This is a genomic window from Actinomadura napierensis (assembly GCF_039529375.1).
Taxonomy (GTDB): domain Bacteria; phylum Actinomycetota; class Actinomycetes; order Streptosporangiales; family Streptosporangiaceae; genus Spirillospora; species Spirillospora napierensis.
On record NZ_BAAAMR010000061.1, the window covers coordinates 49,621 to 65,647 of the forward strand.

Annotated in this window: 11 protein-coding genes; 3 read left to right on the plus strand and 8 right to left on the minus strand. The window is 72.3% G+C overall.

The features are described 5' to 3' along the window. Window positions 1-182: 182 nt before the first annotated feature. Genes ABD296_RS29690 through metG form a run of 3 tightly spaced genes read right to left on the minus strand, consistent with a single transcriptional unit; the run spans window position 183 to window position 4,536 of the window. The gene (locus tag ABD296_RS29690) at window positions 183-1,868 is read right to left on the minus strand and encodes an FAD-binding dehydrogenase (protein WP_344274353.1); all 1,686 of its coding nucleotides are present in this window, start codon (window positions 1,866-1,868) and stop codon (window positions 183-185) included. Between the two features lie 38 nt (window positions 1,869-1,906). After that, entirely contained in the window at window positions 1,907-2,737 is an 831-nt protein-coding gene (locus tag ABD296_RS29695) for a TatD family hydrolase (protein ID WP_344274355.1), read from the minus strand. After that, window positions 2,734-4,536 carry a methionine--tRNA ligase gene (gene metG / locus ABD296_RS29700; RefSeq protein WP_344274360.1) on the minus strand — a complete coding sequence of 601 codons (1,803 nt, stop codon included), beginning with the start codon at window positions 4,534-4,536 and terminating at the stop codon, window positions 2,734-2,736. Before metG ends, ABD296_RS29695 begins: the two co-directional genes overlap by 4 nt. 197 nt (window positions 4,537-4,733) lie before the next feature. Here metG and ABD296_RS29705 point away from each other — a divergent pair, with 197 nt between their 5' ends. Then, window positions 4,734-6,359 carry an ArnT family glycosyltransferase gene (locus tag ABD296_RS29705; protein WP_344274363.1) on the plus strand — a complete coding sequence of 542 codons (1,626 nt, stop codon included), beginning with the start codon at window positions 4,734-4,736 and terminating at the stop codon, window positions 6,357-6,359. On the opposite strand, the gene ABD296_RS29710 is transcribed toward ABD296_RS29705, so the two are convergent. Both ABD296_RS29710 and ABD296_RS29715 read right to left on the minus strand, forming a co-directional pair. Continuing rightward, complete coding sequence (locus ABD296_RS29710) at window positions 6,356-8,143, minus strand: hypothetical protein (RefSeq protein WP_344274366.1); 1,788 nt, start codon at window positions 8,141-8,143, stop codon at window positions 6,356-6,358. The genes ABD296_RS29705 and ABD296_RS29710 overlap by 4 nt on opposite strands. A 161-nt stretch (window positions 8,144-8,304) precedes the next feature. Next, window positions 8,305-9,669: a glycosyltransferase family 2 protein gene (locus ABD296_RS29715; RefSeq protein ID WP_344274368.1), complete on the minus strand. Its 1,365-nt coding sequence runs from the start codon at window positions 9,667-9,669 to the stop codon at window positions 8,305-8,307. A 311-nt stretch (window positions 9,670-9,980) separates the two neighbouring features. Here ABD296_RS29715 and ABD296_RS29720 point away from each other — a divergent pair, with 311 nt between their 5' ends. Next, window positions 9,981-11,792, plus strand: coding sequence for a glycosyltransferase family 39 protein (locus ABD296_RS29720; RefSeq protein WP_344274371.1), 1,812 nt, complete (start codon window positions 9,981-9,983; stop codon window positions 11,790-11,792). Between the two features lie 59 nt (window positions 11,793-11,851). Here the strand turns inward: ABD296_RS29720 and ABD296_RS29725 are convergent, their stop codons facing one another. Then, window positions 11,852-12,172, minus strand: coding sequence for a hypothetical protein (locus ABD296_RS29725; protein WP_344274374.1), 321 nt, complete (start codon window positions 12,170-12,172; stop codon window positions 11,852-11,854). Between the two features lie 167 nt (window positions 12,173-12,339). Beyond that, complete coding sequence (gene rsmI / locus ABD296_RS29730) at window positions 12,340-13,179, minus strand: 16S rRNA (cytidine(1402)-2'-O)-methyltransferase (RefSeq protein WP_344274377.1); 840 nt, start codon at window positions 13,177-13,179, stop codon at window positions 12,340-12,342. Between the two features lie 76 nt (window positions 13,180-13,255). Between rsmI and ABD296_RS29735 the strand changes: the two genes are divergently transcribed. Continuing rightward, window positions 13,256-15,037, plus strand: coding sequence for a dolichyl-phosphate-mannose--protein mannosyltransferase (locus tag ABD296_RS29735; protein WP_344274380.1), 1,782 nt, complete (start codon window positions 13,256-13,258; stop codon window positions 15,035-15,037). Between the two features lie 21 nt (window positions 15,038-15,058). On the opposite strand, the gene ABD296_RS29740 is transcribed toward ABD296_RS29735, so the two are convergent. Beyond that, a partial coding sequence (locus ABD296_RS29740; RefSeq protein ID WP_344274382.1) for an MFS transporter occupies window positions 15,059-16,027 on the minus strand: 969 nt, incomplete at its 5' end.

Here is a 16,027-nt window from a genome sequence, read left to right on the forward strand (position 1 = left end):
CTGACCGCCACGCGCGCGTGTGACCGCCTCACGTCCGTGGGTGGCCGCCGCTCGCGCGTGGCCGCCTCGCGCGCGTGTGGCCGCCTCTCGTCTGCGCATGGGCGTGTGGCCGCCTCCGTCCGCGTGTGGGGCGGGAGTGGGTGTGCGGGGTGTCTTGGGTGCGTGGGGGGTTGCTTGTGGGGTTAGGCGGTTGCTTGGGCTGCGGCTTGGGCTGCGGCTTGGCCGGCGGCTCGGGCTGTGAATAGGCAGCCGCCTAGGAAGGTGCCCTCCAGGGCGTTGTAGCCGTGGACGCCGCCGCCGCCGAATCCTGCTACCTCGCCGGCTGCGTAGAGGCCGTCTATCGGGTTGCCGTTCGGGGCCAGGGCTCGGGAGTCCAGGTCGGTTTGGATGCCGCCCAGCGTTTTGCGGGTCAGGATGTGCAGTTTGACGGCGATGAGCGGGCCGGCGGACGGGGCGAGGAGGCGGTGCGGGGCGGCGGTGCGGCTGAGCCGGTCGCCCAGGTAGCGGCGCGCGTTGCGGATGCCTTGGATCTGCGCGTCCTTGCTGTAGGGGTTGGCGATCTGCAGGTCGCGGGCTTCGATCTGGCGGCGTAGCCGGGCCGCGTCCAGGAGCGGTTCGTCGGTGAGGGCGTTCATGCCATCGACCAGTTCGCCGAGGTTGGGGGCGACGACGAAGTCGGCGCCGTGGCGCTTGAAGGCCTCGACCGGGGCTGGTGCGCCCTTGGACAGGACGCGTTCGCGCAGCACCGCCTTGCGGTCGCCGCTGGTGATGTCGGGGTTCTGCTCCGATCCCGACAGCGCGAACTCCTTCTCGATGATCTTCTGGGTGAGGACGAACCAGGAGTGGTCGTAGGCGGCGATGTCGGGGGTGGTGCGCAGGTATTCAAGGGTGGAGAGGGTGTCGTAGCCGGGGAGGCAGGGGGCGGGGAGGCGCCGGCCGAGCGCGTCGAACCACATGGGGGACGGGCCCGGCAGGATGCGGATGGCGTGGCCGGGCCAGATCGGGTCCCAGTTGCGCACGCCCTCGGTGTAGTGCCACATCCGGTCGCGGTTGACCAGGCGGGCCCCGGCGGCGGCGCTGATGTCGAGCATTCGGCCGTCCACGTAGGCGGGCACGCCCGTGATCATGTGGGTGGGCGCGGTGCCGAGGCGGTCGGGCCAGTAGCGGCGGACCATGTCGTGGTTCCCGCCGATCCCGCCGCTGGTGACGATCACCGCCTGTGCCGACAGCTCGAACGTCCCCGTCTCCTCGCGGTTGGACGCGACGCCGCGCGGGGAGTCGTCGCCGGCGAGGACGGTGCCGTGCACTCCGGTCACGGCGCCGCCGGTCAGGGTCAGGCCGTCCACACGGTGGCGGTGGTGGAAGGTGAGGAGGCCTTCGTCGGCGGCGCGGTGGGCGCTGCGTACGAACGGCGCCACCACGCCGGTGCCCGTCCCCCACGCGATGTGGAAGCGCGGCACCGAGTTCCCGTGCCCGTCGGCGCGCAGGTCGCCGCGCTCCGCCCAGCCGACCACCGGGGTGAACGTGATGCCGTGGGACGCCAGCCACGACCGTTTCTCCCCGGCGGCGAACTCGACGTAGGCGCGGGCCCACCGGACCGCCCAGGCGTCCTCGTCGTCCAGCCGGTCGAAGGCGGCGCTGCCCTGCCAGTCGTTCCAGGCCAGGTCGAAGGAGTCCCGGACGCGGAGCCGGCGCTGCTCCGGCGTGTCGACCAGGAACAGGCCGCCGAGCGACCAGAACGCCTGCCCGCCGAGGTTCGCCGCGTTCTCCTGGTCCAGCAGTGCGACCCGACGCCCGCGTCTGGTCAGCTCGTGTGCGGCGACCAGCCCGGCCAGGCCCGCGCCGACGATGATGACATCCGCGTCCATATCGTCTCCCTTCCCCCGGGAAGGGAGACCGCACCCGGTTACCAGGGGCCGAAGGTGCGTTCCCCGTTGGCGGCGATGGCGGTGCAGAGGTCGGCCAGGTCGACGTCCTTGACCTCCGCCATCGCGCGGACGGTGTGCGGGATCAGGTAGGAGGCGTTCGGCTTGCCGCGGTTGGGGACGGGGGTGAGGAACGGCGCGTCGGTCTCGACGAGGATCAGGTCGAGGGGAGCGACGCGGAGGGCCTCGCGGAGCGGCTCGGCGTTCTTGAAGGTGACGTTGCCGGCGAAGCTCATCACGTAGCCGCGCTCGGCGCAGACCTTCGCCATCTCGGCGTCGCCGGAGAAGCAGTGGAACACCACCCTCTCGGGCGCGCCCTCCTCCCGCAGGATCGCCAGCACGTCGTCGTGGGCCTCGCGGTCGTGGATGACCAGGGCCTTGCCGGTGCGCTTGGCGATCGCGATGTGCGCGCGGAAGGACGTGTGCTGGTCGGCCTTGGGCGCCCAGTCGCGGTAGTAGTCCAGGCCGGTCTCGCCGATCGCCCTCACCTTGGGATGGGCCGCCATCACCTCGATGTCGTGCAGGACGGCGTCGGAGATCCCGGTGGTCTCGTTCGGGTGGATCGCCACGCCCGCGTAGACGTCGTCGAACTCGTCCGCGGCGTCCACCGCGAACCGCGACGACGGCAGGTCGCAGCCGATCGTGACGATGCGGGTGATGCCCGCCGCCTTCGCCGAGTGCAGCTGCTCGCTGACCGGCGTCTCGACGATGTCGAGGTGGCAGTGGCTGTCGAAGACGTCGACCGGCAGCCGCTCGGGCAGCGGCGGGAAGGACCGGGCGGCCTCCCCGCCGCCGTCGCCGGCCGGGCTCACTCGGCCTCCAGCCGGGCGAGCTCCTCGTCCACCACGGACGTGTCGAGCTTCTTGAACAGGGGGGCCGGCTTGGCCAGCGGCACGCCCGGCTTGATCGGCATGGACTCCCAGCGCGCCGCGGTGGCGTAGTCGCCGGTCAGCACGCGGTAGTCGGGGCCGCCCTCCTCCGAGACCGTCTCCAGCCGCGGCATCCCGCTCCACACGCCCTCGCCGCCGAGCAGCTCGTACACCTTCTGCGAGGAGTTCGGCAGGAACGGGGTGAGCAGCGACTTGGCGTCGTCGACGACCTGCAGCGCGGTGTGCAGGATCGACTGGACGCGGGCCGGGTCGTCCTTCAGCTTCCAGGGCGCCTGGTCGGACAGGTACTTGTTGGCGTCCCGGACGACGTCGAGCGCCTCGGTGATCGCGTTCTTGAAGCGGGACCGCTCCAGCTCGGCGCCGACCCTCGCGAAGGCGGTGCGGCTGCGCTCCATCAGGGCGCGGTCGGCGTCGTTGAGGTCGCCGGGCTCGGGGACGGCGCCGTAGTTCTTCGCGGCCATGTTCACCGAGCGGTTGACGAGGTTGCCCCACGCGGCGACCAGCTCGTCGTTGTTGCGCCGGACGAACTCCGACCAGGTGAAGTCGGTGTCGTTGTTCTCGGGGCCGGCGACGGCCACGTAGTAGCGCAGCGCGTCGACGTCGTAGCGCTCCAGGAAGTCCTTGACGTAGATGACGACGTTGCGGGACGAGGAGAACTTCTTGCCCTCCATCGTCAGGAACTCCGACGACACGACCTCGGTCGGGGTGTTCAGCGCGCCCATCGAGCCGGGCGTGCCGCCCTTGTCGCCCCGGCCGCTGTAGCCGAGCAGCATCGCCGGCCAGATCTCGGCGTGGAAGACGATGTTGTCCTTGCCCATGAAGTAGTAGGACAGGGCGTCCGGGTCCTGCCACCAGGCGCGCCACGCCTCCGGGTCGCCGGACCGCCGCGCCCACTCGACGGAGGCGGAGAAGTAGCCGACGACGGCGTCGAACCACACGTACAGCTTCTTCGCCGGGTTGTCGCGCCAGCCGTCCAGCGGGATCGGCACGCCCCAGTCGAGGTCGCGGCTGATCGCCCGCGGGTGGATGTCGTCGAGCAGGTTCAGCGCGAACTTCAGCACGTTCGGCCGCCACGCCAGCGCGCCGTTCTGCTTGCCGCGCAGGTACCGGCCGAGCACCTCGGTGAAGGCGGGCAGGTCGAGCATGAAGTGCTCGGTCTCGACGAACTTCGGCGTCTCGCCGTTGATCCGCGACACCGGGTTGATCAGGTCGACCGGGTCGAGCTGGTTGCCGCAGTTGTCGCACTGGTCGCCGCGGGCGCCGTCGTAGCCGCAGATCGGGCAGGTGCCCTCGATGTAGCGGTCCGGCAGCGTGCGGCCGGTGGACGGCGAGATCGCGCCCATCGTGGTGGTCGGGAAGATGTAGCCGTTGTCGTACAGGCCCTTGAAGACCTCCTGGACGACCGCGTAGTGGTTGCGCGTGGTGGTCCGGGTGAACAGGTCGTAGGTCATGCCGAGGCCGTGCAGGTCCTCGGCGATCACGCCGTTGTAGCGGTCGGCCAGCTCGCGGGCGGACACGCCCTCCTTGTCGGCCTGCACCTGGATCGGCGTGCCGTGCTCGTCGGTGCCGCTGACCATCAGGACCTTGTTGCCCGCCATCCGCTGGTAGCGGCTGAACATGTCGGCGGGCAGCGCGAAACCGGAGACGTGCCCGATGTGACGGGGCCCGTTGGCGTACGGCCAGGCGGGCGCGGTCAGGATGTGTCGGCTTGACGAGGACATGAAATCAAGGGTAGTCGCGCCGTCCCGTTGAACCGCACCAATATCGCCACCTGTGGATAACCGGCCCCCGATGATCGTTCCCTGGAAGCTCGCCGCAGATCCGGTACGGCCGACTACGGCGGGTCCGGCACCCGAGTAGCCTGGTCCGGCGTTCAGCGCAGTCCAGCCTGTAGTCCATCCAGGGGCAGAAGCCAGCCATGCCGCAGACCACGGCCGACCAGCCGGCCGTCACGCAGGAAACGACCGCCGGACGGACGGACGGGCTGCCCCGGCGGCTGCTCGCCCGCATCCGCCGGACCCGCCGGGTGTGGTGGCTGGCGCTGCTGGTGGGGGCGTGCGCGGTCGCCGCGCAGTGGGTGCTGATGACACCGCCCCTGTACTTCGACCCGTACTACGTGTGGCTCGCCGCCCGCGACTGGCCGGACATCCCGCTCGGCGTGTTCCCGTTCGACGAGGTCCCGCACCAGGTGACCCGGATCGGGCTGGTGCTGCCGGCGCGGCTCGTCCAGGACGTCCTCGGCCCCGGCCAGGCCGCCTACTTCGTGATCGCCGCGCTCGGCGCGATCGCGTTCTTCGTCGGCACGTACCTGGTCGTGCGGGCGCTGTTCGGCGACGTCGCGGGCCTGCTGTCGGCCGGGGTCCTGCTGGTCCACCCGTTCTTCACGATGACCAACCCGTACGGCCACGAGATCACCTGGTCGACCGGGGTGATGCTGCCGGACATGCCGGGCGCCGGGCTGTTCGCGATCGGGATGGCGGCGCTGGTGGTGGCGAGCCGCCGGGAGGGCCGCGTCCAGACCCGGTTCCTGCTGGCGGCCGGGGCGCTGCTCGGCTGCTCGTTCCTGGTCCGGGAGTTCCTGGCGTTCCTGTTCCTGGCGATCCCCGCCTACCTGGCGCTGCTGCGGATCCCGTGGCGCCGCAACGTCACGGTCGGCGCGCCGATGGCCGTCGTGCTGGTGTTCAACTTCGTCCACAACCAGATCGTGTGGGGCAACCCGCTCGCCGGGCTGATCTCGGCGGCCGAGCACGGCGGCGAGTCCCGCGACTACGTGACCCGCGCGCTGGCGGCCCGCTCGTTCCTGCGCGCCATGCACGACTGGAACCCGCTCGGGGCGGTCTTCGTCGGGGCGCTGGTCCTGACGATCGTCGGGTTCGCGGTCACCCGGGACCGGCGGCTCGCCCTGGTGCTGGTGTGGTTCTTCACCCTCGCCGTGCCGCTGACGCTCTTCTCCGGGGTGCTCGACCCGCACAGCATCTCGCTGCGCGCCTGGCTGCAGCGGTACTGGTTCGGGGTGCTGCCCGCGCTGCTCGCGGGCGGGTTCGGGTCGCTGATCCTGATGTTCCGGATGATCCCGGACGGCCTGGTCGCGCGGCTGCGGCTGCGGACCCTCGTTGTCCCGGTCGTTGCGGTGCTGCTGAGCGGCGCGTACGTGTACGCCGCGGTGACGGCCGTCCCCGAGCTGCCGCGCGACAAGGCGTGGAACCAGCTGCGGATCTACCTCGGCAAGCACCAGGACCTGAGGCTCATCTGCGCCGACCGGCGCCTTGCGCAGACCCTCACCTTCTACACGCGGGACATGTGGGGCGACCCCATCTGGCACGGCGAGGTCCGCGACTTCCCGCACTATGTGCCGCAGTTGCCGCGCGACGTCCTCGAAGGGCCGATGCTGTACACGCACTGGCGCGGCCAGGAGTCGCAGATCGCCGCGGGCTGGAAGCCGGACCCGGCGCGGGGCTGGCGGCTGATGTGGCGCTCGTCCGACGGCGTCCTGCAGCTGTGGAACCCGCCGCCCGGCGCCGCGACCGGGAAGGTCGCCTTCTAGGAGCGCGTCCAGGCGACCCAGTCGCCCTCGACGGTGCGGCGGCCGTCGACGACCTTCCAGCCGGCCGGCGCGCCGTGCGGCCACGACTTCTCCGCCGGGACGTTCTTCGGCCACCACATGATGACCATGTCGGCGTTCCGCGGCACCGGCGTGGTCTGGGCGTTGAAGACGCCGCCGTCGCTCCACCAGGCCCAGTAGTACTGCGACAGCCGGATCGTCCACGGGACGTTCCAGTCGATCGCGAGGTGGCGCGTGTCCCGCAGCCCCCGGACGTTCCGCAGGTCGGTGTGCGCGGTCTCGGCGCTGACGAGCGGGTGGGCGATGCGGTCCGTCGCGGTGACCGACATCGTCAGCGCCACGACCGCGAGGAATCCCGCGAGCAGCGCCGGGCCGTGGCGGCGCAGCAGCACCGCCGCCACGGCGGCGCCGAGCAGCACCAGCCCGGCGATGGTGGCGTGCCACAGCTGGAAGGACTTCCAGTCCCAGGTCAGGAAGGACGTCTCCGGGAAGTCGTACGGCGTGAACGTGTACCGGGTCAGCCGGGTCCCGGCGTACGACTCGACCACGAACCCGGCCAGGACGGTCAGCGCGGCGGACGATCCCGCCGCCAGCGCCAGCGTCCGGCGCGGCGCCCGCAGCAGGACGGCGACCCCGACCATGAACAGCACCGGCGTGATGCACGCCAGGTAGCGGCCGTAGACGTAATTGCCGATGCGGTACTCGTCCGGGAGCGCCGCCGACGTCGCGAAGGCGATGCCCGCCACGATCGCCAGCACGCCGAGCGCCAGCGTCCGCTCGCGGAGCGGCGTGCCGCGCCGGGCGGCGGCGACCGCGACCGTGACGAGGCCGATCGCCGCGATCCCGCCCGTGGCGACGGCCTGGTACCAGATCTGGCCGGTGCCGAGCGACAGCATCCAGGCCCAGCCGTCCTGCGTGGTGACCCGCCGGACGAGGTTGCCGCTCAGGTCGTTGTCGCCGGACGGGTACATGTGCGGCAGCAGCGAGTGGTTCAGCAGCGTCCCGGCGCCCACGGCGGCGGCGAGGGCGAGGGTGGACACCGCCACGCCGCGCCAGGGGCGCCACCGGAACACCAGCGCCGCCACCAGCAGCACGGCATGGACGCCCAGCAGGATCGTCCCGCGCGTATGGGAGGTGTAGGCGAAGGCGACGAGCAGGGAGGCACCCACCCCGTACAGCGTCACGCGCGGTATCCCCCGCGCGCGCGTACGGTCGGCGTGGAGCCACGCGTGCACCAGCAGCAGCCAGCCGACCACGACCACCGGAAGGACCGCGTCGGTCAGCACGAACTCGGAGTAGAACAGCACCCCCGGCAGGAACGCCGTGACGTGCGCGAACATGTACGCCCAGCGCGCGCGCACGTGGAGCACCCGCAGCATCAGGTAAGCCAGCGGCATCATCAGCGCGCTGATGAGGGCGTTGACGACGAGCGCGCCGCGGTAGACGCTCACCGGATCGTGCGCGATCCACAGCACCGGCGCCAGCAGCAGCGGGTAGCCGCCGCGGTACACCGTCCCGTACGACATGTCGGCGTCGGTGCCGCCGGTCAGGACCCGCGCGGCGAACAGGTACCCCGACTCGTCCGGCGTCGCGACGGGCATCGTCTGCCCGGACGCCAGCCACAGCCGCACCGCGACCTGCAGCGCCCAGCCGAGCACGAACAGCAGTACCCAGCGGCGGCGCCGCGCGGACCGCGGCGCGCCCCGGCCCGCCGGCGGCGTGGTGGGCGGACGGGAAAGGACCGGCGGCGCGGCCTCGGTGCTCACGGCCGTCCGGTCCGCCGGCCGCGTGCGGTCAGGGAGCGAAGATCCATGGTCATGTCAGCCTGTCACAGCGCCTGACGGGCGAGCGTCCGGGGCCGGGAAACCCTCAGCAACTTCTCGGTTCGGACGCGCCGCGCCGGGCACCGCGGCCCGGCGGCGCCGTGCTAGCGCTCCTCGGACGTCCCGGCGGTCCCGGCGACCTCCGCCGCGCTGCCGGCGTGCGCCACCGTCTCGCCGTTCTCGGCGGAGGCGGCGGAGGCGGCGTCCGCTCCGGCCTTCGCGGCGTCCGCGCCGGCGGACTCGGCCTTGCGCTCGCTCGCGACCTTGTGCGCGGCGGCGTCCACCACGCCGGCGGCCTCCTCGGCCGCGTCGGTGAGCGGCGGGTGCTGGCGGCGGCGGATGCCGAGGATGCTGACGAACAGCGAGGCGAAGACCGCCTGGAGGCTCATCACCAGCGCGGTCGCGGCGGGCACCACGATGCGCAGCGAGTCGCGCGGCTCCAGCTCACCGAAGCTGTGCACCCGCCAGTGCAGCAGCGAGGCGACCAGCCCGGCCAGGCCGGCGATGGCCAGCAGCCCGCCGAGCAGCAGCCCGCGCTCCAGGCTCCACCAGTCGATGATCTTCTGCACCCGGCGGTCGTGCGGCAGGAACCCCTCCTGCATCGCGTACACCTTGGTGAGCAGCGCGAACAGCACCGCCTGGAAGCCGATCACCAGCGCGGCGGACGCGCCGACCAGGGTGTCGACGTCGAAGGCGATCTCGCCGACCGTGACCGGCCCGGTGGACAGCGCCACGCCGGCCAGCAGCCCGATCGTCATGAACAGCAGGCCCGGGATGAGGAACAGCCAGCGCGGGCTGTACAGCATCAGGAAGCGCAGGTGCCGCCAGCCGTCGCGCCAGGTGTTCAGGTGCGGGGCGCGCGTCCGGCCGTCGGGCGCCAGCGTGGTCGGGACCTCACGGATGTCGTACTTCTGCAGGGTCGCCTTGACGACCATCTCGCTGGCGAACTCCATGCCGCCGGTCTGCAGCCCGAGCCGCAGGATCGCCTCCTTCTCGAAGGCGCGCAGGCCGCAGTGGAAGTCGCCGATCTTGCTGCCGAAGAACAGCCGCCCGACGAAGCTCAGCACCGGGTTGCCGAGGTAGCGGTGCAGCGGCGGCATGGCGCCCGGCGCGATGCCGCCCTTGAACCGGTTGCCCATGACGAGGTCGGCGCCGCCGCGCAGCTCGTCCAGGAACGGGCCAAGGGTGGTGAAGTCATAGGAGTCGTCGGCGTCGCCCATCGCGACGTACTTGCCGCGCGCGGCCCGGATGCCGCCCATGAGGGCGTTGCCGTAGCCCTTGTCGATCACCGGCACGACGCGCGCCCCCGCGTCCCGGGCGAGCTGCTGGCTGCCGTCGGTGCTGCCGTTGTCGGCGATGACCACCTCGCCGTCGATACCGCTGTCCTCGAAGAAGCCGATCGTCTTGCGGACACAGGTCTCGACCGTTTCGGCCTCGTTCAGGCATGGCATCACTACGGAGAGTTCCACGCGATCTCCTTCGTTACCCCTGGTGACCGTCTGCGGTGCTGTTCACTGATCTCATGGTGTATCCGCCCGGCGGCCCGTTGTCGTTCATGATGCCTGCCCTGGACGGGTGATGGTGGCCGCTCTCCATAAGAGCACCCGTATCGTGTTGCCTAGTTGCAACCGAAAAACCCTCTCCGCCGCGAACCGGGCGGCAGGCTAGGACGTCAAGCATACGGGTATGGCGGCCCGGAAAGGGTGGGGCGACTGTGACGCGCGGCGGAGAACGCAGTGCCGGCGGTCCGGGATGGATGCGGTGGAGGGGAGGTGCCGAAGTGGCGGCAGAATCGCCTCGCGGTGCCGAGCCGAAGGCGACCGCGGCGGACGCCGGCACGGCGGAGAGCGCCGAGGTCACGGCGGAGACCGGGGACGTCGCGGCGGGCGCCGGTCCGCCCCGCGACACGCCCGGCGGACCGGAGATCGAAAAGTCTCCCGACGCGGATCCGGAGACTTCCTCCGATTCCGCCGCGCGGACGGAGCGGCCAGCCGGAGCGGAAGTGGACGCGCCGGCCGGCGGCGCGGACGATCCCGCCGGCGGCGAGGAGCGGACGCCCGCCGACAGGGTCCGCGGGATCCTCCGGCGCATCGACGTCCGCGGGCGCGCCGCCCGGTTCTGGGCGCTGACCCGGCGCCATCCGATCTTCAGTGTGATCATTGCCACAGCGGCGCTGCTGCGGCTGGTCGTGATGGTCGGCTACCAGCCCGCGATGTTCTTCAACGACAGCTTCGACTACCTGCACGTCGCGATGGGGCTGTACCCGCATCCGCTGCGGCCGGACGGCTACTCGTTCCTGCTGTGGGCGCTGAAGCCGTTCCACAGCTTCGCGCTGGTCGCCGCCGTCCAGCACCTCATGGGCCTGTCCATGGGCGTGATGATCTACGCGCTGCTGCGCCGCAAGTTCGGGCTGCCCGGCTGGGGCGCCGCGCTCGCCACGGTGCCGGTGCTGTTCGACGCCTACCAGATCCAGCTGGAGCACCTCGTCCTGTCCGACACCACGTTCACCTTCCTGGTGATGCTGGCCGTGACCCTGCTGCTCTGGCACGACCGGCCGTCCTGGAAGATCGCGCTGGCGGTCGGGCTGATCGTCGGGTTCTCCTGGCTGACCCGGTCGGTGGGCGCGCCGGTGCTGCTCGGCGTGCTGGTGTACATGCTGATCAGGCGCACCGGGTGGCGGATGATGCTGATCACCGCGATGGCGTGCGCGCTGCCCGTGCTGTCCTACATGACCTGGTACAAGGTCGACAGCGGCAAGTTCGCGATCACCGAGAGCAACGGGATCTTCCTGTACGCCCGGGTGTACAAGTTCGCCGACTGCCACAAGATGCACGGGCTGCCGGTCAGCGAGTACCCGCTGTGCACCGAGCCGGCGAACCGGCTGCCGAATTCGCAGGACGGCATCTGGAACGCCAGCTCGCCGCTCAACCGGTTCCCCGGCACGCGGTTCAGCCCGGAGAACAACAAGCTCAGCAACGACTTCGCCAAGCGCGCCATTCTGGGGCAGCCGGGCGCCTATCTGAAGGTCGTCGCGCACGACTTCTTCCGCGTGTTCCGATGGGACCGGACGGTCTTCCCGGACAAGGCGACCTATTCGCAGTACGAGTTCGGCAAGAAGAGCAACGCGCTGCCCGACTGGCGGATGGACGCCGACTCGACGGCGTCCGGTGAGGCCCGGGGCTACGAGCACGGCGACGCGCGCACCCGCGTGATCGAGCCGTTCGCCGGCGTCGTGCGCGGCTACCAGGACGCGATCTACCTGCGCGGGACGATGCTCGGCGGCGTCCTGCTGCTCGGGCTCGGCGGCATCGTCGCGCTGTGGCGGCGGTTCGGCGGCGAGGCGCTGCTGCCGTGGACTCTGGCGACCGGACTGCTGCTCGCGCCCGCGGCGACCGCCGAGTTCGACTACCGCTACGTGCTGCCGGCCGTCCCGCTGGCGGCGCTGGCCGCGGGGATGGCGTTCACCCCCGAGGTCCGGCACCGGCTGGACGGCTGGTGGCGGCGGCTGCGCGGCCGTCCGGGCCCGGCCGGGACGCTGGAGGTCCCGTCCGAGCCCGTCGGGCGGAAGGTCCCGGAGGTCACGGCCCGCTAGGGGCCGCTCCCGCCTTCGCCGCCCGCCCTCGCCGCCGGGCACGCGCTATCGCGCGTGCGCTACCAGGCGTGGATGCGGCGAAGGTGGAACACCATCGCCACGTCGCGCCCGTCGCGGGCGGGAGGGATCTCCCCCGCCTTGCGGGACGCGGCCCACGCCTTGACGTTGCGGCTCTGGCACTTGGGGCACAGGCAGTCCGTCCACGGCGTCGTGCACGGCTGCCCGTTCCGCTGGTAGATGACGGCCTCGTTCCCGTGCCCGTCCCCGACATGACGGACCTCGAGCACCTCGTCCCAGGTCGTCTCACAGCACAGGCACTCGTACACCCATGCCTCACGGCTCGACCATGCGTCCTGCACGGCCCTCACCCCCTCGGTCACGCCTTCTCGCGCTACCGGCGGCATCTCGTGCCGTCTCCCGGCTCGCGCCGGGCTCTGAGCCGCGGGGTCCCCAGTTGTGGTGGCTCCGCCGGTCCCATAGTGGTCCAGCGCGGGCCACCGATGGAGCTATTCCCCGGAATTCCCCTCATGGACCGTTCCGCCCGGGGTCATTGTTTCCTGGCCGCGACGACAGCGTCGTAGACGGTCCCGCGCGGCACGCCGTTCTCCTTGGCGACCTCCCGGATCGCCTGGTTGCGCGGGGTTCCGGCGCCCTCCCGGGCGGCGACCGCGGCGACCAGGTCGGCCGGGTCCGACAGCCCGGCGGGCTTCGGCGCGCCGCCGACCACGAGCGTGATCTCGCCGCGCACCTCCCGCTCCCGCGCCCACCCGGCCAGCTCGCCGAGGCCGCCCCGGCGGACCTCCTCGTAGGTCTTGGTCAGCTCGCGGCAGACGGCGGCCGGACGGTCCGCGCCGAACGCCTCCGCCATCGCGTCCAGGGTGTCCTTCAGCCGCCGCGGCGACTCGAAGAACACCATCGTGCGCGGCTCGTCCGCCAGCGCCGCCAGCCGCCGCGCCTGCTCGCCCTTCTTGCGCGGCGGGAACCCCTCGAAGCAGAACCGGTCGGTCGGCAGGCCCGACACGACCAGCGCCGTCGTGACGGCGGACGGCCCCGGCAGCACCGTCACCGGCACCCCCTCCGCCACCGCCGCGCGCACCAGCCGGTACCCGGGATCGGACACGCCCGGCATCCCGGCGTCGGTGATGACCAGCACGTCCCGGCCGGCGAGCAGCTCGCCGAGCAGTTCGGCGGCGCGCGCCTGCTCGTTCTGGTCGTAGTACGACACGACGCGCGCGGCGAGCTCCACCCCGAGGTCGCCGGCGAGCCGGCGCAGCCGCCGGGTGTCCTCGGCGGCGATCACCGGCGCGTCCGCCAGCGCGGCCCGCAGCCGCGCCGACGCGTCCTCGGGCCGCCCGATCGGCGCCGCCGCCAGCAGCAAAGTCCCCATCACGTTCTCATCCTCCCAGGGGCACCGGGTGCCGGGGGCAGACCGGACGGCCCGGGGGCGGCTTTACGATTGCGAGATGGCGACGACGGATCTGGCTCCGGCGAACGCGTCCCGATGGCGGCCGCCCTCCCCGCGCGAGTGGCTGGCCCCGGCCATCCCGGGCAGCGCGCTGCTGGGCTGGCTGGGCCCGCTGCTGGTCACGCTGTTCGCGGGCTACCTGCGGTTCTACCGGCTCGGGCAGCCCAAGGCCGTGGTCTTCGACGAGACCTACTACGCCAAGGACGCGCTGGCCCTGCTGAAGTTCGGGTGGGAGCACAACACCGTCGACAACGCCGACAAGATGCTGATCGCCGATCAGCACGCCCACATCTGGGGGCAGGGCCCCTCGTTCGTCGCGCACCCGCCGTTCGGCAAGTGGATGATCGCGATGGGCGAGTGGGCGTTCGGCGCGACGCCGTTCGGCTGGCGGTTCGTGCCCGCGCTCGTCGGCACGCTGTCGGTGCTGATCCTGTGCCGGGTCGCCCGCCGGATGACCGGGTCGACGCTGCTCGGCTGCGCGGCCGGCCTGCTGCTGGCGATGGACGGGCTGGAGTTCGTGACGAGCCGGGCCGCGCTGCTCGACATCTTCGTGATGTTCTGGATCCTCGCCGGGTTCGCCTGCCTGGTGAACGACCGGGACCGCTCCCGGCACGCCCTCGCCGACAAGATCGAGGCGGGCGCGACGTCGGTGTACGGGCCGTTCCTGGCGCACGGGTGGCGGTGGGGGGCGGGGATCTGCCTCGGCCTGGCCTGCGCGACCAAGTGGACCGGCGTGTTCTACATCGCCGCGTTCGGGCTGATGGTGGTCTGCTGGGACTACGGGGCGCGGCGCGCCGCCGGGGTGCGCGAGCCGGTCCCCGGGACGCTGCTGCTGGACGCGGCGCCCGCGTTCGTCCAGCTCGTCGTCGTGGCGCTGATCACCTATCTGGCGACCTGGTCGGGCTGGATCTTCAAGCCCGGCGGGTGGGGGCGCGGCCACGCGTCGAGCCACTGGTGGTGGCGGCCGTTCGAGGCGATGCCGAAACTGTGGGACTACCACCGGCAGATGCTGGACTTCCACACCGGCCTGGACGCCAAGCACCCGTACCAGTCCTGGCCGTGGGACTGGCCGATCCTGCGCCGCCCGGTGGCGTTCTTCTACACCGAGCCGAAGACGTGCGGCGCGTCGCGGTGCTCGCGGGAGATCCTCGGGATCGGCACGCCGGCGCTGTGGTGGGGGGCGCTGGCGGCGCTGGTCGTGGTGCTGTTCATCTGGCTGATGCTGCGGGACTGGCGGGCCGGGGCGATCCTGCTGGGATTCCTCGCCGGCTGGCTGACCTGGTTCCCGTCGGCGTTCCACGAGCGGACGATGTTCCTGTTCTACGCGACGCCGCTGATCCCGTTCATGGTGCTGGCGGTCGTGCTGGTGCTCGGGTACCTGATAGGCCCCGCGTCCGGGCTGGTGGGCGCGCATTCGGCGGCGTCCGGGCGGTCACCGGACGCCGACGCGCAGCCGTCCGGTGAGCACGACTCCGCCTTCCCGGACAGCGGGTTCGCGGACAGCGGGTTCGCGGACGGCACGTTCCCGGACACCGGGTTCGCGGACAGCGGGTTCCGGGACGAGGCGTACGGGACGGGCGGCGCGCGGGTCGCGCCGGTGCCGTCCTCGGTGCCGCAGCCGCTGCCGCCTGGGGTGCGGCGGCTCGTCGGCGCCGCCGCCGCGGGCGCGTTCCTGCTGGTGGTGCTGGCGAACTTCGCGTATTTCTATCCGATCCTCGCGGCGCAGACGCTCACCTACGACGACTGGCACGCCCGGATCTGGTTCAAGTCCTGGATCTGACACCCGTCAGAGAGCACCGCGTCAGCCGAGGACGCGCGCCGGGACGGGCCGGGCGGCGGCGGGACGCAGCGTCCGGGCCCCGAGCAGGCACAGCGTGAGGGCCAGGACGCCGCCGACCCCGGCGCCCGCGAACGCGCCCGGCACTCCGGCGAGCTTCTCGCCGAAGCCCGCGACGGCCGAGCCCGCGGCGCCGCCCGCGCCGACGGCCGCGACGACCCACGCGAACGCCTCGGTGACGGTGCCGGCCGGCGCGAGCCGGTCGACGAGCGTGAAGCTGCAGGCCAGTACGGGTGCGAGGAACACGCCGCTGATGAACGCCAGCACCGACATCGCGGGTAGGCCCGGCGCGAGGACGAGCGGGACGTATCCGGCGGCGAGCGCGGCGAGCAGCCAGGGCAGCCGCCGGTGCGCGTCGCCCTCCCACCGGCGCGCGCCGTAGACGATGCCGCCGGTCAGCGCACCGGCCGCCATGCAGGCGAGGAGCAGCCCGGACGCGATGCCGCTGTCCAGCCGCTCGGCGTAGGCGACGACGGCGACCGCGTAGACGCCGAGTGCGATGCCGGCGCAGCCCAGCGAGGTCAGCAGGACGCGGAGCCCGGGCGAGCGCAGAGGCCCGGCCCAGTCGGCGGCGCGCGGCTGGCCCGTCCAGCGGCGCGACGGCCCGGACAGGGCGACGACGAGGGTGCCGGCGATGCCGACCAGGCCGGTGAGGACGAGCGCGGTCTCGGTGTTCAGGGCGGCGGCGCCGACGACGAGCAGCGGCCCGACCGAGAACAGGATCTCCTGGGCGGCGGCGTCGAGGGCGTAGGCGGCGTCGACCTGCTCGGGGCCGTCCAGGACGTCCGGCCACAGCGCCCGGAGCCCCGCCTCCAGCGGCGGCGTGGCGAACCCGGCGAGGACGACGGCGGCGACCGCGACCGGCAGCGGGCGCGCGCCGACGGCGGCGAGCAGCGCGAAGTCGTAGCCGGGGAGGCAGGGGGCGGGGAGGCG

Coding starts and splice junctions, on each gene's coding strand:
- rsmI (WP_344274377.1), bottom strand. CDS start 13,179: ATGGGGACTTTGCTGCTGGCGGCGGCGCCGATCGGGCGGCCCGAGGAC.
- ABD296_RS29705 (WP_344274363.1), top strand. CDS start 4,734: ATGCCGCAGACCACGGCCGACCAGCCGGCCGTCACGCAGGAAACGACC.
- ABD296_RS29735 (WP_344274380.1), top strand. CDS start 13,256: ATGGCGACGACGGATCTGGCTCCGGCGAACGCGTCCCGATGGCGGCCG.
- metG (WP_344274360.1), bottom strand. CDS start 4,536: ATGTCCTCGTCAAGCCGACACATCCTGACCGCGCCCGCCTGGCCGTAC.
- ABD296_RS29690 (WP_344274353.1), bottom strand. CDS start 1,868: ATGGACGCGGATGTCATCATCGTCGGCGCGGGCCTGGCCGGGCTGGTC.